26 protein-coding genes are annotated in these 22,854 nt (G+C 64.7%); 9 read left to right on the plus strand and 17 right to left on the minus strand.

Going from position 1 to position 22,854, the window contains the following annotated elements; genetic code table 11:
- Position 1: 1 nt before the first annotated feature.
- On the plus strand, positions 2–514 hold the full coding sequence (locus B9Y97_RS08145) for an ImmA/IrrE family metallo-endopeptidase (RefSeq protein ID WP_085526275.1): 513 nt from the start codon (positions 2–4) through the stop codon (positions 512–514).
- An 11-nt stretch (positions 515–525) separates the two neighbouring features.
- Positions 526–1,602 (plus strand): beta family protein, encoded by a 1,077-nt coding sequence (locus B9Y97_RS08150; protein ID WP_085526276.1) that lies wholly within the window; start codon positions 526–528, stop codon positions 1,600–1,602.
- 172 nt (positions 1,603–1,774) lie between these two features.
- Here the strand turns inward: B9Y97_RS08150 and hypE are convergent, their stop codons facing one another.
- The 7 genes from hypE to B9Y97_RS08185 all read right to left on the minus strand — a co-directional run bounded on the left by hypE (position 1,775) and on the right by B9Y97_RS08185 (position 6,647).
- Positions 1,775–2,797: a hydrogenase expression/formation protein HypE gene (gene hypE, locus B9Y97_RS08155; RefSeq protein WP_085526277.1), complete on the minus strand. Its 1,023-nt coding sequence runs from the start codon at positions 2,795–2,797 to the stop codon at positions 1,775–1,777.
- Positions 2,798–2,907: 110 nt separating this feature from the next.
- Complete coding sequence (hypD, locus tag B9Y97_RS08160) at positions 2,908–4,053, minus strand: hydrogenase formation protein HypD (protein ID WP_085526278.1); 1,146 nt, start codon at positions 4,051–4,053, stop codon at positions 2,908–2,910.
- Positions 4,050–4,331 (minus strand): HypC/HybG/HupF family hydrogenase formation chaperone, encoded by a 282-nt coding sequence (gene hypC / locus B9Y97_RS08165; RefSeq protein ID WP_085526279.1) that lies wholly within the window; start codon positions 4,329–4,331, stop codon positions 4,050–4,052. The genes hypD and hypC overlap by 4 nt, the downstream gene beginning before the upstream one ends.
- Positions 4,332–4,412: 81 nt before the next feature.
- Positions 4,413–5,171 (minus strand): hydroxypyruvate isomerase family protein, encoded by a 759-nt coding sequence (locus B9Y97_RS08170; protein ID WP_085526280.1) that lies wholly within the window; start codon positions 5,169–5,171, stop codon positions 4,413–4,415.
- Positions 5,172–5,557: 386 nt separating this feature from the next.
- A complete protein-coding gene (locus tag B9Y97_RS08175; protein ID WP_085528171.1) occupies positions 5,558–5,923 on the minus strand; it encodes a cupin domain-containing protein in 366 nt (121 codons plus the stop codon).
- Between the two features lie 43 nt (positions 5,924–5,966).
- A complete protein-coding gene (locus B9Y97_RS08180) occupies positions 5,967–6,377 on the minus strand; it encodes a group I truncated hemoglobin (RefSeq protein ID WP_085526281.1) in 411 nt (136 codons plus the stop codon).
- Positions 6,378–6,425: 48 nt separating this feature from the next.
- Complete coding sequence (locus tag B9Y97_RS08185) at positions 6,426–6,647, minus strand: tautomerase family protein (RefSeq protein WP_085526282.1); 222 nt, start codon at positions 6,645–6,647, stop codon at positions 6,426–6,428.
- 188 nt (positions 6,648–6,835) lie between these two features.
- On the opposite strand from B9Y97_RS08185, the gene B9Y97_RS08190 reads away from it, so the two are divergent.
- Positions 6,836–7,534 carry a winged helix-turn-helix transcriptional regulator gene (locus tag B9Y97_RS08190; protein WP_085526283.1) on the plus strand — a complete coding sequence of 233 codons (699 nt, stop codon included), beginning with the start codon at positions 6,836–6,838 and terminating at the stop codon, positions 7,532–7,534.
- A gap of 199 nt (positions 7,535–7,733) precedes the next feature.
- Here B9Y97_RS08190 and rlmH read toward each other — a convergent pair whose 3' ends face one another.
- The 3 genes from rlmH to B9Y97_RS08205 form a co-directional block, all read right to left on the minus strand.
- Complete coding sequence (gene rlmH / locus B9Y97_RS08195; RefSeq protein ID WP_085528172.1) at positions 7,734–8,204, minus strand: 23S rRNA (pseudouridine(1915)-N(3))-methyltransferase RlmH; 471 nt, start codon at positions 8,202–8,204, stop codon at positions 7,734–7,736.
- Positions 8,204–8,557 (minus strand): ribosome silencing factor, encoded by a 354-nt coding sequence (gene rsfS / locus B9Y97_RS08200; protein WP_254900878.1) that lies wholly within the window; start codon positions 8,555–8,557, stop codon positions 8,204–8,206. The genes rlmH and rsfS overlap by 1 nt, the downstream gene beginning before the upstream one ends.
- Before the next feature lie 145 nt (positions 8,558–8,702).
- Entirely contained in the window at positions 8,703–10,040 is a 1,338-nt protein-coding gene (locus tag B9Y97_RS08205) for a mechanosensitive ion channel family protein (protein ID WP_085526285.1), read from the minus strand.
- 239 nt (positions 10,041–10,279) lie between these two features.
- On the opposite strand from B9Y97_RS08205, the gene leuC reads away from it, so the two are divergent.
- From leuC to B9Y97_RS08225, 4 genes are all read left to right on the plus strand, one after another.
- Positions 10,280–11,683, plus strand: coding sequence for a 3-isopropylmalate dehydratase large subunit (leuC, locus tag B9Y97_RS08210; RefSeq protein ID WP_085526286.1), 1,404 nt, complete (start codon positions 10,280–10,282; stop codon positions 11,681–11,683).
- A gap of 148 nt (positions 11,684–11,831) precedes the next feature.
- On the plus strand, positions 11,832–12,437 hold the full coding sequence (gene leuD, locus B9Y97_RS08215) for a 3-isopropylmalate dehydratase small subunit (RefSeq protein ID WP_085526287.1): 606 nt from the start codon (positions 11,832–11,834) through the stop codon (positions 12,435–12,437).
- A 315-nt stretch (positions 12,438–12,752) separates the two neighbouring features.
- The gene (locus B9Y97_RS08220) at positions 12,753–13,550 is read left to right on the plus strand and encodes a hypothetical protein (RefSeq protein WP_085526288.1); all 798 of its coding nucleotides are present in this window, start codon (positions 12,753–12,755) and stop codon (positions 13,548–13,550) included.
- Positions 13,550–14,635: an endonuclease/exonuclease/phosphatase family protein gene (locus B9Y97_RS08225; RefSeq protein ID WP_085526289.1), complete on the plus strand. Its 1,086-nt coding sequence runs from the start codon at positions 13,550–13,552 to the stop codon at positions 14,633–14,635. Before B9Y97_RS08220 ends, B9Y97_RS08225 begins: the two co-directional genes overlap by 1 nt.
- Here the strand turns inward: B9Y97_RS08225 and B9Y97_RS08230 are convergent.
- Complete coding sequence (locus tag B9Y97_RS08230) at positions 14,628–15,515, minus strand: NAD-dependent epimerase/dehydratase family protein (protein ID WP_085526290.1); 888 nt, start codon at positions 15,513–15,515, stop codon at positions 14,628–14,630. The genes B9Y97_RS08225 and B9Y97_RS08230 overlap by 8 nt on opposite strands.
- An 86-nt stretch (positions 15,516–15,601) precedes the next feature.
- Between B9Y97_RS08230 and B9Y97_RS08235 the strand changes: the two genes are divergently transcribed.
- Both B9Y97_RS08235 and leuB read left to right on the plus strand, forming a co-directional pair.
- A complete protein-coding gene (locus tag B9Y97_RS08235) occupies positions 15,602–16,495 on the plus strand; it encodes a LysR family transcriptional regulator (RefSeq protein ID WP_085526291.1) in 894 nt (297 codons plus the stop codon).
- 58 nt (positions 16,496–16,553) lie between these two features.
- A complete protein-coding gene (gene leuB / locus B9Y97_RS08240) occupies positions 16,554–17,660 on the plus strand; it encodes a 3-isopropylmalate dehydrogenase (protein WP_085526292.1) in 1,107 nt (368 codons plus the stop codon).
- Between the two features lie 100 nt (positions 17,661–17,760).
- Here the strand turns inward: leuB and B9Y97_RS08245 are convergent, their stop codons facing one another.
- The 6 genes from B9Y97_RS08245 to B9Y97_RS08270 are packed head-to-tail and all read right to left on the minus strand — an operon-like array spanning position 17,761 to position 22,852.
- Positions 17,761–18,627, minus strand: coding sequence for an amidohydrolase family protein (locus tag B9Y97_RS08245; protein ID WP_139828260.1), 867 nt, complete (start codon positions 18,625–18,627; stop codon positions 17,761–17,763).
- Positions 18,624–19,484 carry a fumarylacetoacetate hydrolase family protein gene (locus B9Y97_RS08250; protein WP_085526293.1) on the minus strand — a complete coding sequence of 287 codons (861 nt, stop codon included), beginning with the start codon at positions 19,482–19,484 and terminating at the stop codon, positions 18,624–18,626. The genes B9Y97_RS08245 and B9Y97_RS08250 overlap by 4 nt, the downstream gene beginning before the upstream one ends.
- A gap of 13 nt (positions 19,485–19,497) precedes the next feature.
- Entirely contained in the window at positions 19,498–20,229 is a 732-nt protein-coding gene (locus tag B9Y97_RS08255; RefSeq protein ID WP_085526294.1) for an SDR family oxidoreductase, read from the minus strand.
- Between the two features lie 17 nt (positions 20,230–20,246).
- A complete protein-coding gene (locus B9Y97_RS08260) occupies positions 20,247–21,431 on the minus strand; it encodes a UxaA family hydrolase (RefSeq protein ID WP_085526295.1) in 1,185 nt (394 codons plus the stop codon).
- The gene (locus B9Y97_RS08265; protein WP_085526296.1) at positions 21,428–21,736 is read right to left on the minus strand and encodes a UxaA family hydrolase; all 309 of its coding nucleotides are present in this window, start codon (positions 21,734–21,736) and stop codon (positions 21,428–21,430) included. Before B9Y97_RS08265 ends, B9Y97_RS08260 begins: the two co-directional genes overlap by 4 nt.
- A gap of 3 nt (positions 21,737–21,739) precedes the next feature.
- Entirely contained in the window at positions 21,740–22,852 is a 1,113-nt protein-coding gene (locus B9Y97_RS08270; RefSeq protein WP_085526297.1) for an enolase C-terminal domain-like protein, read from the minus strand.
- Positions 22,853–22,854 lie beyond the last annotated feature (2 nt).

The raw sequence follows: 22,854 nt of genomic DNA on the forward strand, positions 1-22,854 counted from the left end.
CATGACTTCACGTGAGTACAAGCGAATTGAAGGACCCACCAAGGAAATCCTTGACCGGTATCTTACAGAATATCCGGTAAAGCTGGGGCTACTTGCAAAAGACCTAGGCGTTTCCATCAAGGTTTCCAGCATGGGCACCGGCATTTCTGGTCAGATCATGAACGAAGACGGTCACTACACCATTCGTGTGAACCGGCATGAGGCGCGAGAGCGCCAAAGGTTCACAATCGCGCATGAGCTTTCCCATTTCTTCCTGCACAAGGCTGTCATTGACAGCTCGCCGGATGGGATCAAGGACAACGTCCTGTATCGCTCTGGGGAGCCTGAGCGTATTGAGTATGAGGCCAATCGTCTGGCGGCGGACATCGTTATGCCGATGCCGCTTGTCGAACAAGTACTGCGCGACGAGTTCAACGGCGTAGTCACAGAGGCCACGATAGAAAGCCTTGCAGCGCGGTTCCAAGTATCCAAAGCTGCCATGGAAATTCGACTATCGACTTTCGCAGAAGCATGAGTGAGTGAACCATGGTCCTAGAGAACAAGAGCTACGTTCCAACTTTGGCAATCCGCGCCAGCGAAATGAACGGGCTTGAGTTCTTGCCAGGTGCGACGAAGGACAGGATGACGCCCTGTATCCTGCTCGCCCCTTGGGCCAACTCCCTCACCTTGGACCGGGCGATTGACCGTGTTGAGCGGGCATTCCCTAATCGCAACTACTTCCTAGATATTGACCGCGACTACCAGTTCACGAACCTTGAGAGCGGACCGCAGCAGGAACTTGCGCGGTTGATGGAGCCGGACAATGCCTACGCGAACTGGGTCGAATTCGTGGGGCGGCATGAAAGTGTATGGCCCTGTATTCAGTCTAGGGGGCAGAGTGAAGCTGACCTAAGACGACAAATCGAGGCCATTCAGGTCCTGGGCCGTCCGTACTGCATGAGAATCGTGCGCGACAGATTCCCAAGCAACATCCAAGAAATCGTTGCCGCCTTCGCCGCTGGGGGCGCGGCGGACTTTGCCATCATCCTAGAGGGCGGTTGGACCCGCGATCCGTTGACGCTATCGGTGTGGTTTGAGGGTGTGATTGCCGAAAGCCTGCAAGACATAGATGCTGCCGTGCCAGTGGTGCTTTCCTGCACTTCCATTCCTAAGATGTTCTCTTCGTTCAGCGGTATCACGCAGGTTCCATTCAGCAACCGCCAGCTAATCGACCAAATCTCGCGCAGGTCCAACCGTGCGCGCGTAATCTATGGTGACTGGGGGAGCACACGCCCGCGCGAAGAGGGTGGTTTTGCAAGCCGCCCATTGGACCGCATCGATTACCCAACGGACGGCGCTTGGTACATCGTCCGGAACAAGGACGAAGAGTGGGACTTTGAAGCGGCCGCTCAAGAACTGATTGAGAATAGTGACGTCTGGGTCGGTGACCTTAATGTCTGGGGTGAAGAGATGATCTACCAGACCACCATCAACGAAGAAATCGGCATTGATACGCCGCAGAAAAACGTGGCGGCGCGGGTGAACATCCACCTTCACCGGCAGGCATTCCATGGGGCCGGTGACATTGGTGGAATGAACCTTGACGAAGATTGGGAAGACTAGGTTCAGGACCTATTGATTTTGGCTTGGGGGCAAAGTTCAATGGTCTTGTACGAAAGATGTCATGTCTGCTTTTTGGCGCATTGTGGTCATACTTCAGTTGTGCAGTGAACGACCGCTTCCCTCCTTAATGTCGAATGTTTCGCCCCAACCCCGAGGTCAGAACCCTCCCCCCTCAACAAATCCGAGGCAGTTGCTCGCCCACCAGCATGTCGACGATGCGTGACCCGCCGAACAGCGTGCGCATGGTGACTTGCCCCGCCGGGCCCTCGGTGGCGCGGCCGATGACGGTGGCGTCAGCCCCGGTGTCGACCGCGCGCATCGCCGCCAGCGTCGCTTGCGCCTCCGCCTCGGGCACGAAGACCACCAGCCTTCCCTCGTTGGCGAGGTAGAGCGGATCGAGCCCGAGCAGCTCGCAGGTGCCTTTCACCTCGGCGCGCAGCGGCAGCGCGGTTTCCTCGATCTCGATCCCCACGCCCGCGGCTTCGGCCATCTCGTTGAGCGCCGAGGCCAGCCCGCCCCGGGTGCAGTCGCGCGCGGCGCGGGCGTTGGGCGCGGCGGCGAGGATCGCGTCCATCAGGTGGCCAAGCCCCGCGCAATCGCTCTGCAGATCGGACGAGAGCGCCAGGTCGCCGCGCGCGGCAAGGATGCAGGCCCCGTGATCGCCCAGCACGCCGTTGACGATGGCCACATCGCCGGGCCGGATATGCACGGCGGCGATGTCGCGCCCCGGCGGGATCACCCCGACCCCGGAGGTGGTGACGAAAACCCGGTCAGCCGCACCGCGCCCCACCACCTTGGTGTCGCCGGTCACGATCCGCACCCCGGCCCGCTCGGCCTCGCGCTTCATGCTCGCCACGATCCGGCGCAGGAGCGCGATCTCGCAGCCCTCCTCGATGATGAAGGCCGCCGACAGCCAGAGCGGCGTGGCGCCGCCCACGGCCAGATCGTTCACCGTACCGTTTACCGCCAGTGTGCCGATATCGCCGCCGGGAAATTCCACCGGGCTGACCACGAAACTGTCGGTGGTGAAGGCAAGCCGCGCCCCGGGCTCAGCCAGCGCGCCCGCTTCGAGCCGGGCCTGGTCTTCCATGCCGTCAGGCTCGAAGGCGCCGGTGAACACTTCCTCGATGAGGTCGCGCATCGCGCTGCCGCCGCCGCCGTGGGCCAGCGTCACCCTGTCACCGCGTAATGCCATTTCATCTTTCTCCAAATATCCCGGGGGGAGGCCGCTTGCGGCCGGGGGGCAGAGCCCCCCAACCTATAATGGTCCGATCCGCCAGCGGATCGGACGGGGGGTAGCGCCCCCTATTCCGCCGCCTCCGGGCTGCGTCGCCCACCGTATTGCCAATAGGCCGCGCAGGCCCCCTCGGAGGACACCATGAGCGCGCCGAGCGGGGTTTCGGGCGTGCATTGGGTGCCGAACATCCCACACCCCGTGGGCTTGATCCGCCCGGTCATCACCGCAGCACAGCGGGTGCCCTCGGGCTCGGCCACCTCGCGGGCGCGCCGCGCGCCGTAGCCGATGCCGAACTTCGCCTCCGCGTCCCAGCCCGCGTAACCCGGGCGGATGCGCAGCCCGCTGGCGTCGATCTCGCCAAGCCCGCGCCACGCGAAGGACGGGCGCGGCTCGTAGACATCGGCCATCGCCGCAAGGCTCACCGGGTTGCCATGTTCGGGCACCACCCGGCCATACTGGTTTTCCACCTCGGCCCGGCGATCGCGGATTTGTTCCAGCACCATCAGCACAGATTGCAGCAGATCGAGCGGCTCGAACCCCGCCACCACGATGGGCTTGCCGTAGTCGCGGGCGATGAAGTCATAGGGATGCGTGCCGATCACCATGCTCACATGGCCGGGGCCAACGAAACCGTCGAGCAGCATGTGCGGGTCGTCGAGCAGCACCTTGATCGGCTGCGGCACGGTGATGTGATTGCAGAACACGGTGAAATTGCCGATCTCCTCGCGCGCCGCCTGCTGGATGGTGAGCGCGGTGGAGGGTGTCGTGGTCTCGAACCCCAGCCCGAAGAACACCACCTCGCGGTCGGGGTGTCGGCGGGCCAGTTCCAGCGCGTCGAGCGGGGAGTAGACGGTGCGGATATCGGCCCCTTCGGCCTTGGCCTGCAACAGAGATTTCTTCGTACCCGGCACCCGCATCGCATCGCCGAAACTGGTAAAGATAACCCCCGGACGCTCGGCGATCTCCACCGCCTCGTCGACCCGTGCCATCGGCAGCACGCAGACCGGGCAGCCGGGACCGTGGATGAACTCGATGCCCTCGTGCACCAGCCGGTCGAGCCCGTAGCGGAAGATCGCATGGGTATGCCCGCCGCAGATCTCCATGATCCGCACCGGCTGTTCCCGGGTTGCGCCGATCGCCTCGGCGACCTCGCCAATCCGGGCAATCAGCGCCTTGGCCGCGCCGGGATCGCGGAATTCCTCTACATATCTCATGACAGCGCCCGCGCCCCCTCGGCAATCTGTTCAAGCGTTTCCTGCGCCTCGCCCAGATGTCTGAGCGCCTCCAGCGTGGCCGCCGCCTCGGCCTCGTCGATCAGCGCCATGGCGAAGCCCACATGGATCAGCGCCCATCGCCCGACCAGCGCGGCCGGGTCGCCCTCGGCGACACAGGCGATGTTGACCTCGCGTTTCACGCCGGAAACATCGGCCATCGCCGCCATCCGGCCCGCGTCGGTGATCTCCACGATCCGACCGGGAATTCCGAGACACATGACACCCTCCTGTCGCGCTTGCCGGTTTGTTCTAGCACGCAAGCGCGGCCGGCGGAATTGCTCTGTGTCAAACCGTGCAGCTCAGGTGGCGGACGCGATCCAGCCCATCCCGTCGGCGGTGCGGCCCGCCGGGTTGTATTCGCCGGAGACCCAGCCTTCATACCCCTCGGCATCGAGCCGGGCGAAGAAGGCGGGGTAATCGACCTCGCCCGCCTTGGGTTCTTGCCGCCCCGGCACCCCGCCCACCTGGATGTGGTGGGCGCGGTGGCCATGGGCCTCCCACACCGCCATGCCGTCGCCGGTGATCATCGCCGCGTGATACATGTCGAACTGGAGTCCGAGATTGGGGGCATCCACCTCGTCGAGGATCTCCGCCGCCATGTCGAAATCGTTCAGGAAGTAGCCCGGCATGTCGGTCGGGTTGATCGGCTCGATGGTAAGGCTCATCGCCGGTGCCTGCGCGGCCGCCCAGGCGAGGTTGTCGGTAAAGGTGCGGCGCGCGACGACCCCCTGCGCCTTGCCCGCCATGAGGTGCAGATGCTGCGCGCCCAGCGCCTCGGCAAAGCGCATCGCCCGGCGAAAATCGTGGCGGAACCGTTCGCTGCCGCCCGGCACGGCGGCAAAGCCGCGCGCGCCGCCCGCCCAGTTCGGTGGCGGCGCGTTGATCAGCACCATGGCAAGGCCGTTGGCGCTGAGCCGCCGGGTGATCTCGCCCGCCGCGTCATCGTAGGGAAACAACACCTCGACACCCGAAAACCCCGCTTCCGCCGCCGCCTCGAAACGGTCGAGAAACGGCAGTTCGCGGAACAGGAAGGTGAGGTTGGCGGCAAAATTCGGCATGGCTCCTCCGTGGCGGGAGGTAAGCAGGAAGCCGGGTGCCGCGCAACCTGTGTCGGCGCGGCGCTGCGCGTTGTCTGGGCAGGGGCCGCTTCGTTTCACGCTCGATGCGAAGGACGACTTCCCGCAAGGACCGAGACGACACCGCAGAGCTGTGCCGCATGCCGTGGGGCGAAATCGCGCCACGGTCTCTTCCGCCCACGTGTCCCCGCCACGCAGGTCCCGGCCCGGCGACCGCTGTGCCCCGGGCAGGGCGGGCAATCGTTGGAGATGGGCCGGACCTGCGTTTCAAGCGACGATCCATCATTGATCTGTCCGGGCCCCACACGGCCGCCCGCAGCGGCGATCCGCGCGGGCGGGCCATATCCCCCGGCACGAGGCCTCAGGGATCAGGCGTGGCTGTCGGACGCCTCGAAGAGGATCAGTTCGACCCGCTCGTCGCCCGCGACCCAAGCGTCATGGCCTGGCGGTATCTCGAAGAAATCGCCCCTGGCGATCTGCGTCTCCTGTCCGCTGTCCACCATCCGAACGACCAGCTTGCCCGAGAGGCAATAGCCGGTGTGGTGCATCGGACAGGTCTCGGGGGAGCCGAGAAGTGGTTTTTCGTCCGCCTCCCAGGTCCAGCCGGGTTCGAACACGGCGTGCATTCCGGTCGAGCCCTGCGCTGTCTTGACGATGTCAATGCCGCCGCGGGCCTTCATGTCGAGCCGGTCGTCGGGGCTCTCGAAGCGGCGGATTTCAATGGTGGTTGTCATGCTGTGCCTGCCTTTCCAGTAGCCGGTTCGGGGACCGGCCCGCTCATACATGCGTGATTTCGGGTTTCAGGGACCGGAGGATTTCCCCGACCTCGGCGCGGGTCTCCGCGTCGTAGTTCAGGGCCTTCATCGCGTTCAGGATGTCGTCCGAAGCGGCGTTGTATTCCGCGCCGTCGATTGCCATGCCGCGATGCGCCTCGGTCATGCTCCGCCCCTTGTAGTCGGCCGGGCCGCCGCTGCCGGCTGCGAAGAAATCGCAGGTGTGCCGCTTGATCTCCTCAACCCTTTCCGGTTGGTTCGCATAGGGCTGGAAACGGTGACCGATCAGGGGGTTCTCCATGTGCGCCGCAACGGCCCCGTCGACGATCCGGCGGATGCCGGTGGCACCTCCGAGGCGCTCGTAGAGCGACACGCTGTTCAGCGCGTTCAGTTCCTTGGACAATGTCCGGGACATGTCTGCTCCTTTCTCGTGTCGGTGTTCTGGAAGGGTCTCGGACGTGTTTCAGGCAATTTCGGATTGTGCCTTCCTGACATCGGCGGCTGTCATCGGATTGCCGCCGATGGCCCATTCGCCGCTGGCGATTTCCTTCACCCGAACCCAGGTGACGCCGCGCAGCGCCTCGCCCTCGATGGCGACCATCGCTTCGGTCACGTCCCGGATCATCCGCTGTTTCTGGGTGTCGTCGAAGACACCTTCGATCAGTTCGATATCGACGAGTGGCATGGGATTCCTCCTGTGATTTCTCAGGGTTCGTCAGCGCCACGGTTCGCGTGGCGTATGTGCACGGTGGCATCCTTGGCCCTTGCCCCGCCAGTTCACGAACTGAACCCGCCCCGATACAGGATCTGAACTGGCCGGATGCGGGGTCGATGTGCCACTTTGGGCACCCAAGGAGAACAGGAGGCCCGACGATGACCAATGCGAGCTACAAGCAGTTCTGCCCCGTCGCCATGGCGGCGGAGCTCCTTTGCACCCGCTGGACCGTGATCCTTCTGCGCGAACTGGTTGCCGGATCCAGCCGCTTCAACGAGCTGCGCAGGGGCGTGCCGCGAATGTCGCCGGCATTGCTGTCGAAGCGTCTGAGCGAACTGGAAACGGCCGGCGTCGTGAGGCGCGAGAGACTGTCCGAAGCGCCCGGGATCGACGCCTACCGCCTGACCGAAGCCGGGCATGATCTTCAGCCGGTAATCGAGGCCATCGGCACGTGGGGCCAGAAGTGGGTGGAGACCGAGCCGTCGCTCGAAAACCTCGACCCGGAGCTTCTGATGTGGGACATGCGCCGCAATCTCGACACGGACCCTGTTCCGGACCGGCGCGTGGTGATCGAGTTCACCTACCCCGAGTTGCCCGAGGCTCAGCGCAGGTGGTGGCTGATCGTGGAGCCGGATCGTACCGTGGATCTCTGCCACATCGACCCCGGCTTCGACGTGGATCTCTATGCGAGGGTCGATCTGCGGACGATGACGGAAATCTGGATGGGCCTGAGGTCTGTCGCAGATGCCGTCGATCGCGAGGCGCTGCTGCTGGTGGGATCGACGTCGCTGACCCGCACCATGCAGACCTGGCTTGGCCTCAGCCCCTTTGCACGGCAGGCAAAACTGGCGAGATAGGCGCAAGTTGCACGCACCTCCGGTCATCCTGCCAAGCGAGATTCTGTACGAAGCACCAAGGACCGTCGTGCGAAAGCCGCAGCGCGGCATCGGGTCGACTGATGAAGGGCAGCTTTGGGGCCGATCGCGTCAAGGCGCATCAAGGTGCCCCCGGACTTTGCGCCACCCGCTCCCGGCGCCCCGCCACCTTCCGCCCCCCTCAAGCCCGGTGATATGGCACGCCTGCCAGGATCGTTGCAGCCCGGTAGAGCTGTTCGGTGAGCATCACCCGCACCAGCATGTGCGGCCAGACCATCTTGCCGAAACTCAGGGCGAAATCGGCCCGGGCCCTCAGTGCCGGGTCGATCCCGTCGGCACCGCCGATCACGAAGCTCACGTCGCCGCGCCCCTCGTCGCGCCATGCCGCGAGCCGGTTGGCGAAGTCGGGCGAGGTCATGTCCTGCCCGCGCTCATCCATGATGCACAGCAGCGCACCCGCAGGGATCGCCTTTTCGAGCAGTTGCGCCTCGGCGACCATCCCGCCACCCTTGCGGTCGTCGACCTCGATCACCCTTGCGGGCCCAAGCCCGAGCGCCCGTCCGCCACGCTCGAAACGCGTGAGATAATCGTCAACCAGCACCCGCTCCGGCCCCGACCGGAGACGGCCCACCGCGACGATCTGCACCCGCATCAGGCGGTGTGGGGCGATGGCGCGCCGGGCGTCATCCACATTTTTTCGAGCTGGTAGAAATCGCGCACCTCGGGCCGGAAGACGTGCACGATCACATCGCCCGCGTCGATCAGAACCCAGTCGCCCTGATCCTTGCCCTCGGTCTTGCACAGGATGCCGAGATCCTGCTTCAGCCGGTCGGTGAGGTTTTCCGAGATCGCTGCCACCTGCCGCGAAGACCGCCCCGAGCAGACCACCATGTGATCGGCCATGGAAGACTTTCCCTTGAGCGGGATCGGCACGATGTCTTCGGCCTTGTCGTCTTCGAGTGAAGCGATGATTCGATCGAGCAAGGTTTCGCTCGTTGCGGGCATCGGCGTGGCTTTCACGCGTGCCCCCGATGCGGCCACATGATTGGCCGCGTCTGCTGGATGAGACAGGACATAGTCCTCCTTCGTTGCGCGCCGCATGCACCCCGGCGCCGGGATACCTGCAAGATAGCAATTCCGTTTGCCATTCTCAACATTCCGCCTTCCCATCGCCAAGCAAGCGCACTTCGCGTTGCGGGAAAGGGATGTCGATCCCGTTTTCCCGGAAGGCATCCCAGAGCGCGAGATAGACGTTGCCGCGAATGTTGGTGAGCCCGCCGGTGGGATCCTCGATCCAGAACCGCAACAGATAATCCACCGACGAATCGCCGAAGCCGGTGATATGACAAACCGGCGGGCGGAAGCTCAGCACCCTGTCGACCGATTTCGCCGCCTCGATCGCCACCTTGCGAACCTGGTGCGGATCGTTGTGGTAGGCGGTGCCGAAGACGATATCGAGCCGCACGAAGGCGTTGGTGTGCGACCAGTTCACCACCTGCCCAGTGATCAGGTCTTCGTTCGGGATCAGGTATTCCCGCCCGTCGCGGGTCACGACCGAAACGTAACGCGCGCCCATCTGCTCGATCCAGCCGAAGGTCTCGCCAAGCGAGATCACGTCGCCCGGCTTGATCGACTTGTCGAGCAGCAGGATGAAGCCGGAGACGAGGTTCGAGACGACCTTCTGCAAGCCGAAGCCGAGGCCAACGCCGATCGCGCCCGAGAGCACCGCGAGCCCGGTCAGGTCGACCCCGACAACCTTCAGCCCGATGAAGAAGGCGGCGCTGTAGAGCACCACCTGCAGAACCTTGATGGTCAGAACCTGGATCGACGGGCTGATATCGGTCTTCTTGCGAATCCGACGCGCCGAATTGGCCGCGAGAAAACGCGCCGCTACAATCAGCGCGCCGATGATCACCACCGCCTGCACGACCATCCAGAGCGAAAGCCGTGTCTCACCGAGGCTGAGCGCGATCCCGTCCATCAGCGCCACCACGTCGTCGGTGAGCCCGAGAATCGAAACCGTCACCCAGGCCCAACCGCCGGTGCGCACGAGCGATCGCAGCGTGGCGTTGCCGATGAACCGTGTCGCCAGCGCGATCACCAGCCAGGCAAAGGCGATCTGGCCGATGACCGCGAGCAGGTAGGAGCGCGAGGGCCAGGTGAATTCGCGCATCCCCCAGATCACCGGCCAGATGATTGCCACGAACACGATCAGGCTCATCCGCCGGTGGACCAGCACACCGAAGCGCATCCGCCATGTCGGCCAACCCTCACGGGTGCGCAGCCAGGCTTCCCATTTCGGCGCGAGGACGCGCGCGGCGATGTGCGCCACCACGAAGATCGCGAGCGCGATCAGCACCTGGTAGGCATTCCAGGGCCGGATCAGCCCTTCAACGAATCGGACTCCCGTTTCCCAAAGGCCGATCGCAACCTCATCCGGCGTCGGTGCGACGATTTCGGGTTCGGTGACTTCGGTTTCTTCTTCCATCGGCGCCTGTCCTTTGGGGCAAGGTTGTCATCAACCTTTGCGCAGGTCCAGCAGCAAGGCTTGCGAGACTCGCCGCTCGCCTGTATCTGGCAAGCATGAAACGGATCTTCGACATGGACGACCGCGCGCGCCTGCCCTGGCGCTTCCATGGGGCGACGCTGAGCGTGCTGGCGCGACTTTGATCGCGGCCATGCTGCAACCACGTTCGTTTCACTTCAATTCCCACGGGAGAACACCGCATGTCCGGGAAGACACTCTACGACAAGATCTGGGATGCCCACGTCGCGCATGAAGCCGAAGACGGCACCTGCCTGCTCTACATTGATCGCCACCTCGTGCACGAGGTCACCAGCCCGCAAGCCTTCGAGGGGCTGCGCATGGCCGGCCGCAAGGTGCACGCGCCCGACAAGACGATTGCCGTGCCCGATCACAACGTGCCCACCACGCTCGACCGCGAAAAGGGCATCGAGAACGAGGAAAGCCGCATCCAGGTCGAGGCGCTCGACAGCAACGCGCGCGAGACCGGCATTCACTACTATCCGGTGAACGATGTCCGGCAGGGGATCGTGCACATCGTCGGCCCCGAACAGGGCTGGACGCTGCCGGGGATGACGGTGGTTTGCGGCGACAGCCACACCGCCACGCACGGCGCTTTCGGCGCGCTGGCGCATGGCATCGGCACATCCGAGGTCGAGCATGTGCTCGCCACGCAGACGCTGATCCAGCAGAAATCGAAGAACATGAAGGTGGAGATCACCGGCAAGCTCAATCCGGGGGTCACCGCCAAGGACATTACCCTTGCGGTGATCGGCAAGACCGGCACCGCCGGCGGCACCGGCTACGTGATCGAGTATTGCGGCGAGGCGATCCGTTCGCTCTCGATGGAAGGCCGGATGACCGTGTGCAACATGGCGATCGAGGGCGGTGCGCGCGCTGGCCTGATCGCGCCGGACGAGACCACCTTCGCCTATGTGAAGGGCCGCCCGCACGCGCCGAAGGGTGCCCAGTGGGAGGCCGCGCTGGCCTGGTGGAAGACCCTCTACTCCGACGACGATGCGCATTGGGACAAGGTCATCACCATCGCCGCCGAAGAGATCGAGCCGGTGGTTACCTGGGGCACCTCGCCCGAGGATGTGCTGCCGATCTCGGCCAAGGTGCCCGCGCCCGAGGATTTCACTGGCGGCAAGGTCGAGGCCGCGAAGCGCGCGCTCGACTACATGGGGCTGAAGCCCGGCACGCCGCTCAACGAGATCAAGGTCGATGCCGTGTTCATCGGTTCCTGCACCAATGGCCGGATCGAGGATCTGCGCGAGGTCGCCAAGATCCTGAAAGGCAAGAAGGTGGCCGAGGGCGTCCGGGTGATGATCGTGCCCGGATCCGGTCTGGTGCGCGAACAGGCCGAGCAGGAAGGGCTGGCCGAGATCTTCGAGCAGGCCGGGGCCGAATGGCGCCTCGCCGGTTGCTCGATGTGCCTGGCGATGAACCCCGATCAGCTCGCCCCCGGCGAACGCTGTGCCTCCACCTCGAATCGCAACTTCGAGGGGCGGCAGGGCTACAAGGGCCGCACCCACCTGATGAGCCCGGCAATGGCGGCGGCGGCGGCGGTGACGGGTCACCTCACCGACGTGCGCGAACTGGCTTGACCGTGAACGGGACCAGCGCAGAAGGCGGCGCGGAAATGAGGCGCAGCGGCATGGGCAGATTGATGTGCCATACGTTTTGCCGACGTTTTGCCGACGCTTCGGAAAAAGCCCTCCTGCGGTCGTCCCCACAAGATATGGTAGACTGAATATGGAAAAATTCGAAAAACTCACCGGGATCGCGGCACCTATGCCGCTGGTCAATATCGACACCGACATGATCATCCCGAAGGTGTTTCTGAAAACGATCAAGCGGTCGGGCCTCGGGGTGAACCTTTTCGACGAGATGCGCTATGACCGCGAGGGCAACGAGATCCCCGATTTCGTGCTGAACAAGCCGCAATACCGCGCCGCCGAAATTCTCGTGGCGGGCGACAATTTCGGTTGCGGCTCCTCGCGCGAGCATGCGCCCTGGGCGCTGAGGGATTTCGGCATCAAGGCGGTGATCTCCACCTCCTTCGCCGACATCTTCTTCAACAACTGCTTCAAGAACGGCATCCTGCCCATCGTTCTGCCGCAGGAACAGGTCGATCTGTTGATGGCCGACGCCGAGAAAGGTGCCAATGCGCGGATGACCGTCGATCTCGAAAACCAGTGCATCACCACCTCCGATGGCATCGAGATCCCCTTCAACGTTGACCCGTTCCGCAAGCATTGCCTGATGAACGGACTCGACGATATCGGCCTCACCTTCGAGAAGAAGGCCGCGATCGATGCCTTCGAGCAGAAGGCCGCGCAGGAGCGCCCCTGGGTCTGAATCCATATCTTGATAGGCATTTTCGCCTTTCCACCACATCAAGGGCCGCCCCCCAAGGCGGCCCTATTTTCGTTCCAAAAATGATGCACAATCGCACCAGTTCTACCCAAATGCTGCCCGGAATTTTCTGATTTAAGAAGACGTTGCTTGAAGAGGTCACCGATGTGGGCAAGAGTATGGCAATAATGAGGCAGCCTGCCACAATCGGCGGGATCAGGTTGGAACAAGGGTTGCGGCACCGTATCGCGCCCGTCCAGTTTGAGGATATGGGCAGTGTTTGATCGACTCCCCGGAGCAATTGCGCGTGCATTCCTGATGGCAATGCTGGTTGCCACGCCTGCGCTGATGCTGCCGGACGTCGGGTCCGACGCGATCCAGGTCGTCGTTCTGGTGGCGATCTTCGCCGCTGCACTCACCCTGTTCGAATACGCTTCCAGCTATCCCGGTCTGGTCGAGTTTCGCGATGCGCCGCCGTTCAACCGAATCCGGTTTGCCAGCCTTTTTGCTACGGTTTTCCTGATCTCGCTGGTGGTGCGGGGCAGCACCGACCACTCGACCGCAACCCATTTCGTCGAGGCCATCGGCACACTGATCGGAAAGTCTATCGATTTTCCTTACAGCCCGGTCCGCCTGATCGTGCTGATGTTGCCTGAGAACGCGACGGCACATGACATCATCACCCTGCGCACCGCGGCGGGCATGGCTTACCTCATCTCGCTTCTCTCGCTCGCGGTGTTTCTCATCGTGCTGCGTGCGTTCAACTGGCCGAACAGCCACGACAAATTCAATGTCTGGATCAATCTCCCGACCTTCGACCCCACCACCGGCGGCGACGTGGTGGCGCGACTGGAGCGCGATGCCCGGTTCAACGTGGCGCTGGGCTTCCTGCTGCCGTTCATCACACCGGTGCTCGTCAAGGCCGCGGCCGGTGCTCTCGGTTCGGTCTCGCTCGCCAACGAACAAACGATAATCTGGACGATCAGTGCCTGGGCCTTTCTGCCCGCCAGCCTTTTCATGCGTGGCATCGCCATGCAAAGGGTTGCCGGGATGATCGCCGATCAGCGCCAGAGGCAGGGGGCGGGCGAAGCCGAACAGGCTCTGCAACCCGTCTGATGCCGCGTCGTCTGCTGATCGCGGCGACAGCGCTTTCCTTTGCCGCTGCGAGCGTTGCGCTTGGTGATACTCTGCGGGTTGCCACTTTTGATGTCGAGTTGCAGCGGCGTGGCCCCGGCCTTTTGCTCTCCGATATTCTCTCAGGCGAAGATCAGGTTGTTGCCGTGGTCAGGGTTGTCGCGGCGGTCGCACCGGATGTGCTGCTCCTGACCGGGTTCGACCATGATCACGAAGGCCATGCGCTCGCCGCCTTTGCCGATCGCCTCGGCGCCGCTGGCCACGTGATGCCCCATGTCTTTGCGGCGCGCCCGAACGCCGGCCTGCCGTCGGGTCTTGATCTCGATGGCAACGGTCGGCTTGGCGAAGCCCGCGACGCGCAGGGCTACGGCGCTTTCACCGGGCAAGGCGGCATGGCCGTGCTGTCGCGCTACCCGATCGGTGACGTGCGCGATTTCAGCGCCTTCCCTTGGGCCGACCTGCCGGGCGCGATCCCGCCCACGGTTGATGGCCGCCCCTTTCCCTCCCCCGAGGTTCAGGCTGCGCAAAGGCTCTCGTCGGTCGCGCATTGGGATGTGCCAGTGATCACGCCGGATGGCCCGCTGCATCTCCTCGCCTTCAATGCGACAACCCCGGTCTTCGATGGCCCCGAAGACCTGAACGGGCGGCGGAACCACGACGAAATCCTGTTCTGGAAACGCCTGCTCGACGGTGCGCTGCCCTTCGATCCGCCCGCCGAGCCGGTGGTTGTGCTCGGCAATGCCAATCTCGATCCCGTCGATGGCGACGGGCGGCGCGAGGCGATCCGTGCGCTGCTTGACGATCCACGCCTGCAAGACGCGCGACCAGCGAGCAGCGGCGGCACACTTGCGGCCAATCCCGAGCACCGCGCCGACCCGGCGCTCGACACCGCGGACTGGTCAGACCCGAGGCCGGGCAATCTGAGGGTGGATTACGTGCTGCCCGATGCCCGCCTCGAAGTGTCCGGCGCAGGCGTGTTCTGGCCTGCGTCGGATGATCCGCTTGCCGAGGTGGTGGAAACGGCAAGCCGACATCGGCTGGTCTGGGTCGATCTGGAGTTCAACTGAACGCTTCACCGGGGCGCGACTGATGCGCGAGGGCCGCGCTCAGCGCATCTTCGATTTTTGTCGGCTTGAAATCCGGCAACAGCGCCGCGAGCCGCTGGCCGTCGAGTTCATGCGGGAGAGACCACAGATAGCGCATCTCGAACAACCCGCCGATGACCGGCACGAAAGGCCGCAGGAGCCGCATCAGGCCCCAGTTGAACGGTCGCGTGGTGACCTTGATCCCGAGGGCGCGCGAAATGGCGGCGGCGAGGTCTTCGCCCGAGAGCGTGTAGCCGGAAAAGGGCACGTCCTCGAACCTGTTGAGCCGGTCACGCTGCTCGCAGAGCGCCACGGCGGCGCGGGCGGCATCGGGCAGGTAGGCCCAGGAATGAGGCACGGTCGGGTCGCCGGGATAGCGGATGAAGCCCTTGTGGGCCGACTTGGCAATGTGGCTCTCGAACCAGTTGCCGCTGTTCTCGCCGTCGATGAAATCGCCGCAGCGGAGGATGATGGTTCGGGTGCCGGCGGTTCGGTAGGCATCTTCCGCCGCGATCCGGAGCCTTCCGAGCGGGTTGCGCGCGAGATGCGGCGTTTCCGCACCCCAGGGCGAGGGCGCATCGGGCCCGAAGGTGTAGACATTGCCGGGCAGGAGCACCGTGGCCCCGGCCTTCCGCGCAGCCTCGGCAACCTGCGTGTGCAGGGCGACGAGCTGCCGTTCCCAGAGGTGGTAGCCGGGCGGGTTCCACCCCATCACCACCACGTTGGCGCCCTGCATGGCGACTTCGAGATCGTCTTGGTTGCGATTGAACTGGCGGACATGCCAACCGGCCGCTTCAAACGCTTGCGTCGCGTGGCGGCCAAACCGGCCCGAGCCGCCAAGAACGAGAACTCTCTTGGTCATGGGAATCTCCTTGTTTTGCGGGGACTCTATCCATTCCTCTTAGAATGAGAATTGCCAAAAATCGGATAAGTGATATTCAGTATTGAATGACTGTTGATCTTCTCAAACTGGATTGGTCGCTGGTTCAGGCCTTTCTGGCGGTTGCCGAGACGGGGTCGCTTTCGGGTGCGGCAAAAGCCCTTGGCTCAAGCCAGCCCACCCTCGGGCGGCAGGTGCGCGCGGTGGAAACCGCCCTCGGCACCGAGCTGTTCCGCCGTCACGCCAAGGGCCTCGCGTTGACCGAGACCGGTCGCGCAATGCTCCCCGCCGCGCAGGCGATGCGCGAAGCGGCGGCGCGCATGGCTCTGATTGCGGCGGGCGACGACAAGGGTTTGGAAGGGACCGTACGGATTACCGCGTCGGTGGTCGTTTCGCATTTCCTGCTTCCGCCGATCGTCGCGCGATTGCGGCAGGAGGCACCCGGGATCCGGATCGACCTTGTCGCGTCGGATTCTTCTGAGAATCTCCTGTTTCGAGAGGCCGATATCGCGGTTCGGATGTATCATCCCGAACAGCTCGACATGGTGACGCGCCATGTCTGTGATCTGCCGCTCGGTGTCTATGCAACGAGCGCCTACCTCGACCGGGTCGGGCGGCCGGAAACGCCCGAAGCGGCTCTTGCGCTGGATTGGGTGGGCTATGACCGCAACGAGTTGATGATCCGGGGGATGCAAGGCGCGGGCTTCCCGGTTTCGCGTGACTTCTTTGCGCTGCGCACCGACGACCAGGCCGCCCATTGGCACCTCGTGCGCGCGGGCGGCGGGCTTGGAGTCTTGCAACGGGCGATCGGGGAACGCGAACCACTGGTCGAACGGGTTCTGCCCGACCTCGCGCTGCCAAGCCTGCCGGTCTGGCTGACTGCCCACGAGGCGCTGCGGCAGGTGCCTCGGGTGGCGCGGGTATGGGAGGCGTTGACCACGGCACTCGCTGCCCTTTCTTGACGCTCGCCGCGCTTCCCGCTACGCCAGCCCGGACGCAATCCAGCCCAAGGAATTCGCCATGAACACAGGCTCCATTCTCATCCTCCCCGGCGACGGGATCGGCCCTGAAGTCATGGCCGAGGTGCGCCGGATCATCGACTGGTATGGCGACAAGCGCGGCCTGTCGTTCGAGGTGAGCGAAGACCTCGTGGGCGGCGCGGCTTATGACGTGCATGGCAAGCCGCTGGCCGACGAGACGATGGAGAAGGCGCAAGGCGTCGATGCCGTTCTGCTCGGTGCCGTGGGCGGGCCGAAATACGACGATCTCGATTTTTCCGTGAAGCCCGAGCGCGGCCTGTTGCGGCTGCGCAAGGAGATGGACCTCTTCGCCAACCTCCGCCCCGCCCAGTGCTTCGACGCGCTGGCGGATTTCTCGTCGCTGAAGCGCGAGGTGGTGGCCGGGCTCGACATCATGATCGTGCGCGAGTTGACCAGCGGCGTCTACTTCGGCGAGCCGCGTGGGATCTTCGAGGAAAACGGCGAACGGGTGGGGATCAACACCCAACGCTACACCGAGAGCGAGATCGCCCGGGTCGCGCGCTCGGCCTTCGAACTGGCGCGCAAGCGGGGGAACAAGGTCTGCTCGATGGAGAAGGCCAACGTGATGGAATCCGGTATCCTCTGGCGCGAGGTCGTTCAGAAGGTGCACGACGCGGAATACCCCGATGTCGAGCTTTCCCACATGTATGCCGACGCGGGCGGGATGCAGCTCACCCGCTGGCCCAAGCAGTTCGACGTGATCGTGACCGACAACCTGTTTGGCGATCTGCTTTCTGACGTGGCGGCGATGCTGACTGGCTCGCTCGGGATGTTGCCCTCGGCCTCGCTTGGCGCGCCGATGGAAAATGGCCGCCCGAAGGCGCTTTACGAGCCGGTCCATGGTTCGGCGCCCGATATCACCGGCCAGGGCAAGGCCAACCCGATCGCCTGCATCCTCTCCTTCGCCATGGCGCTGCGCTACTCCTTCGACCAGGGTGGTGAAGCCGATCGGCTGGAGGCCGCGGTGGAGAAGGTTCTGGCCGACGGCCTGCGCACCGCCGACCTGCTCGGCGAAGACGGGGTGCAACCGGTCTCGACCTCTGAAATGGGCACCGCGATCCTCGCCGCGCTCGACGCCTCGCTTTGAGGCCAAGCGCGCGGTTGCGGGGGCAAGCCGCCTGATCATGCCTGACAGTTGGCGGCGCAATTCCTGTCAGGCAAGCCGACCCCACTCGGGGCCAGCCAGATCACCGGAGATCTGCCGGGTCGCTGAGACGGAACACGTCGATCGCCGTGCCCTGCGCGATCGCGCGGGCCTCGTCGTCACCGAGCCCGTCGAGGATCTGCCGCGTCACCGCGAGCCAGTCGCCAAACCCGCTGCCCATGTTGACGACCGGCCAGTCGCTGCCCCAGATCATGCGTTTGGGCCCGAAAACCTCCAGCACATGGTCGACGTAGGGTTTGACCGCCTCGTAGCTCGCTTCGCCCGGCGCGCAATAGGCCATGATCCCGGATAGTTTGCAGATCACGTTCGGCCGCGCGGCGAGGTCGGTCATGCGCGCGCGCCACGGGTCGAGCCCACCGCCCGCGATATCGGGAACGCCGCAATGGTCGAGCACCAGCCGGGTTTGGTCACAGGCATCGGCGAGTTCGGTGGCGAGCGGCAGTTGCCGGGCGAGGAAACACATGTCGAAGGTCATGTCCGCCGCGCCGATCCGGCGGATATTGGCGCGGAAGGTTTCAGTGGTCGACATTTCGTCATCGACCACGTGAAGGATCCGGCGAAAGCCAACCGCCCCCATGCCGCGCGCCGTCTCGATCCAGGCCTCGAACCCCTCGTCGGTTTCCGGCCGCGCTGTGGCGATCAAACCCTCGATGCCATTCGCCGGATCACTTGCCAGCCCGGCCACGTGCTCGGTTTCGGCGCGGATATCGCCCTCGTCCACGGCTGTTTCCATGAACAGCGTGCCGGCGATCCCGGCACCCTCGCTGACCGCCTTGTAATCGTCGAGACGGAAAGCCTGGCCTTCCAGCGCCGGAATACCCTTGGTCCAGCCGTAGCCCGCCACCTCGGGGTAGATCAGGTGCTGGTGGGTGTCGATCAGTCCGATCATGTCTGTCCTCCTTCAGGGTCGGCGATGGCCTCTTGGCGCTGGGTGCCAAGGCCCTCGATGCCAAGCTCGACCTCGTCGCCGGGGCGCAGGTAGCGCGGCGGTTTCATCCCCATGCCGACGCCCGGAGGCGTGCCGGTGGAGATCACGTCGCCGGGATGCAGCGACATGAACTGGCTGAGGTGGCTGACCAGTCGGGCAACGCCGAAAACCATCGTGCGGGTCGAGCCGTCCTGCATCGTCTCGCCGTTCAGCTTGAGCCACATCGCCAGATCCTGCGGGTCGGCCACCTCGTCGCGAGTGACGAGCCACGGCCCGATCTGGCCGAAGTTGTCGCAGCTCTTGCCCTTGGTCCACTGGCCGGAGCGCTCGATCTGGAAGGCGCGTTCGGAGACGTCGTTGGTGACGGCGTAGCCGGCCACGTAGTCGAGCGCCTCGTCCTCGCTCACGTATTTTGCCCGGCGGCCGATGATCACCGCCAGTTCCACCTCCCAGTCGGTCTTCTCCGAGCCGCGCGGGATGATGATCGGATCGTTCGGACCGCAGATCGCGCTTGTGGCCTTGTGAAAGATGATTGGCTCCTCGGGCACCTGCATCCCGGCCTCGGCGGCGTGGTCTGAGTAGTTGAGCCCGATGCAGATGAACTTTCCGGTGCCGCCGACGCAAGCGCCCAGCCGCGCATCCGCGGACACCTCCGGCAGGCTTGCGGGATCGACCGCGCGGATCTTCGCAAGCCCCTCGTCGGAGAGCACCGCCCCGGCGATGTCGGGCACGATGGCCGACAGGTCGCGGGCGATGCCGCCTTCATCGATCAGGCCGGGTTTTTCTTCGCCGGGGTTGCCAAAGCGGATGAGTTTCATGGGTTTTCCTCGTTCAGATGTTCGACCAGCCGCCATCGATGACGTGCGCGACCCCGGTTGTATAGGAGGAGTCATCGCTCGCAAGATAGACCACCAGCGCCGCGATTTCCTCGGCGGTGGCGATCCGCCCCATCGGCTGGCGCGAGGTGAAGGCGGCGCGGGCGGCCTCGTAATCGCCGGTGGCCCTGAGCCGCTCCTCGAGCGAGGGCGATTCCACCGTGCCGGGGCAGACCGCGTTGCAGCGGATGCCCTGCGAGATGAAATCGGCCGCCACCGCCTTGGTGAGCCCGATTACCGCCGCCTTGGTGGCACCGTAGACGAAGCGGTTGGGCGCGGCGATCACCGAGGAGGCAACCGACGACATGTTGATGATCGACCCGCCGCCTTGCGCGACCATGCCGGGCAGGAACGCGCGGATCATCCGATACATCGCCTTCACGTTGAGATCGAAGGAGAAATCCCATTCCTTCTCGTCACAATCGAGGATCGTGCCGTTTGCGACGAAGCCGGCGCAGTTGAACAGCACGTCGGGCGTGCCGATCTCCTCGGCCAGCGCGGTGATTGCATCGCCGTCGAGCACGTCGAGGCGGCGGGTTTCCACCCCCGACAATTCACCCAGCGCCGCCTCGTTGATGTCGGTTGCGATCACCCGTGCGCCTTCGGCGGCCATCGCCAGTGCCGTGGCCCGGCCAATGCCCTGTCCCGCCGCGGTGACGAGGCAGGTCTTTCCCTTCAGTCGTTCCATGTCATGTCCTTTCTCGTTCACACCGGCAGGCACGCAGGCCCGATCGGCTCGAAGCTCTTGTAGGTGAGGATGAACTCGGTGTGGCCGAGGTCTTCCGATTTTGTCCGTTCGCCCGAAGCCACGCGCGCGACGAGATCGAGGATTTCGTCGCCGACATCCTCGACACTCGCCCCCTCGTTGAGGATGCGCCCGGCGTTGATGTCCATGTCGTCGCGCATGCGCTCGTACATGTGCGGGTTGGCGGCGATCTTGATTACCGGCGCGAGCGCCGAGCCGACCACCGAGCCGCGCCCGGTGACGAACAGCGTCATGTGGGCACCCGACGCCATCATCTCGACGATTTCGGCGTTGTCGGAGATATTGGGAAATCCGTAGCGCACCTCGCCATCTGGCACCACGTCCATCAGGTAGAGCCCGCCGCGCGGGGGAATGTCGCCGGGCTTGATCAGGCCGGAGATCGGCGATTGCCCGGACTTGGCATAGGCACCAAGCGATTTTTCCTCGATCGTGGTCAGCCCGCCCTCGGCATTGCCGGCAGCGAAACTGCCGAAGCCGAGCGTGGCGTAATAGGCCGCCGCCTTGTCGACGGAGGCACGGATTTCGGCGGCGAGATCCGGCGTTGTGGCGCGCGCGGCCATGATCCCCTCGCAGCCGATCAACTCGCCGGTTTCCTCGAAGATGCAGGTCGCCCCGGCCTCGACCAGACTGTCGAAGCATCGCCCGACGGCCGGGTTGCCCGAGATGCCGCTGGTCCCGTCGGAGCCGCCGCAGACGGTGCCGACGACGAGCTCGGAGATTTCCATCGGCACCAACGGCGCGTCGGCGATCTCGCCCGCGATCCGCGCCACCGCGGCGCGCCCTGCCTCGATCGTCGCCCGCGTGCCGCCCTCGCGCTGGATCACCAGCACCTCCACCGGCCTCCCCGTGGCGCGGATCGTTTCGGCCAGTGCGTTGCGGTCGAAGCTTTCGCAGCCGAGCGAAACAAGCACGACGCCGCCGACGTTGGGATGGGTGCAGAGCCGCTCCATCATCTGCTGGGCATAGGCGTTGGGAAAGCAACCGGGAAAACCGATGAGATGCGCCGCGTCGCGGTGCGGGGCGACGATCTCGCGCGCGACGTGATGGGCGCATTCCACGAGGTAGGCCACCGCCACGACATTGCGAATGCCCTTGCGCCCGTCGGACCTGATGTATCCTTTCATCGTGGCACCTCCTCGGATGTTTCGGCCAGCGCATAGGTTGGCGTGTGGTCGCTCCTGACGTTGTGAACATGCACATGCGCACCCGGCGCGATCTCGGCCGTGGCGGTGCCGATGGGGGCGCCGTACTTGACGATCTTCTCGCCCGGCGCAATCGCGCGGCGGGCGATCTTGTGGCCCATGCCGAGCCGCGTGGGCACCGTCGCCGTGCCAGTTTCCAGCGCCACCGTCTCGCCCGCTTCGATAGCGCCGCGCAGAACCAAGACGTTGTCGCCGGGCGACAGCAGGAGCAGGCGTGGATCAGTCATCGCTCACACCTTTGCAATTGTTGCGTTGTCGATCATGTCCCAGTCGAGCCGTGCACCGAGGCCGGGGGTATCCGGCAGGTGCGCGATGCCGTCGCGAATGGGCAAGGCGCGGTCGAGACCGAAGGCGAAGGTGTCGATCGGCCAGAGCACTTCGAAATAGCTGCAATTGCGGATCGCACCGGCAAGGTGGAGGTTCACCATTTCGAGCGGGTGGAAGATCGTGGTGTGCAATTCGCAGTTCACGTGGAAGGCTTCGGCCAGCCGCGCCGTCTTGAGCGTGCCGGTGACGCCGCCGGTCCAGCTCGGGTCGGCGCGCACGGCATCGACGACGCGGCTCGCGATGCATTCGGCCACCGAGTAGGGATGCTTGGCGAGCACTTCGGTGCCCACCACCGGAATGTCGAGCGCCCGGGTCAATTCGCGCAGCGCGCTGAAGGCTTCGTCGGGCAGCGGTTCTTCGAGCCAGAGGAAACCGAGGCGTTCCAGTTCGCGCCCAAGGCGCAGGGCCTCGTCGTAGGTATAGGGCTGGACCGGGTCCGACATCAGCGCGAAATCGTCGCCCACCGCCGCGCGCACGGCGCGGTGAATCTCGATATCCTCGGCAAGCGACCGGCCCGGCGGGTGGATCTTGTAGGCTTTCATCCCGGCAGCGCGCACCGCGACGGCCTCGGCCGCATAGGCCTCGGCGTCGGCCAGCACCAGCGAGGAGGCATAGGTGGGCACCTCTGCCCGCGCCCCGCCGATGAAACGCCAAAGCGGTTCGCCCGCGGCCTCGGCGGCCAGAAGCCAGAGGCAGCAATCGACCGGGCCGAAGCTGTAGATCGGCAGATGATGCCACCAGCGATCGGCGGTGCGCCAGTCGTGCCAGATCGCTTCACGGTCGCGCGCGTCGCGGCCAAGGAGAAACGGGCGCAGTGAGGCCGCCGCCTGATGCGCCGCGCCAAGCGCCGAGCGTCCGGCAAAGCCGAACATCGAGGCGCTTTGCCCGTCTTCAGTGCGCAGCGTGTAGACAACAAATTCCAGCCCCTCGCGCGCCTGACCATCGCGCATCGCGGCACCGGGGATCGTGGCGTCGTCGTGGCGGCAGGCGCGGATGTCGAGGGCAGCGATCTTCATGG

The sequence above is a fragment of the Maritimibacter sp. HL-12 genome, assembly GCF_900177545.1.
Classification (GTDB): Bacteria; Pseudomonadota; Alphaproteobacteria; order Rhodobacterales; family Rhodobacteraceae; genus Sinisalibacter.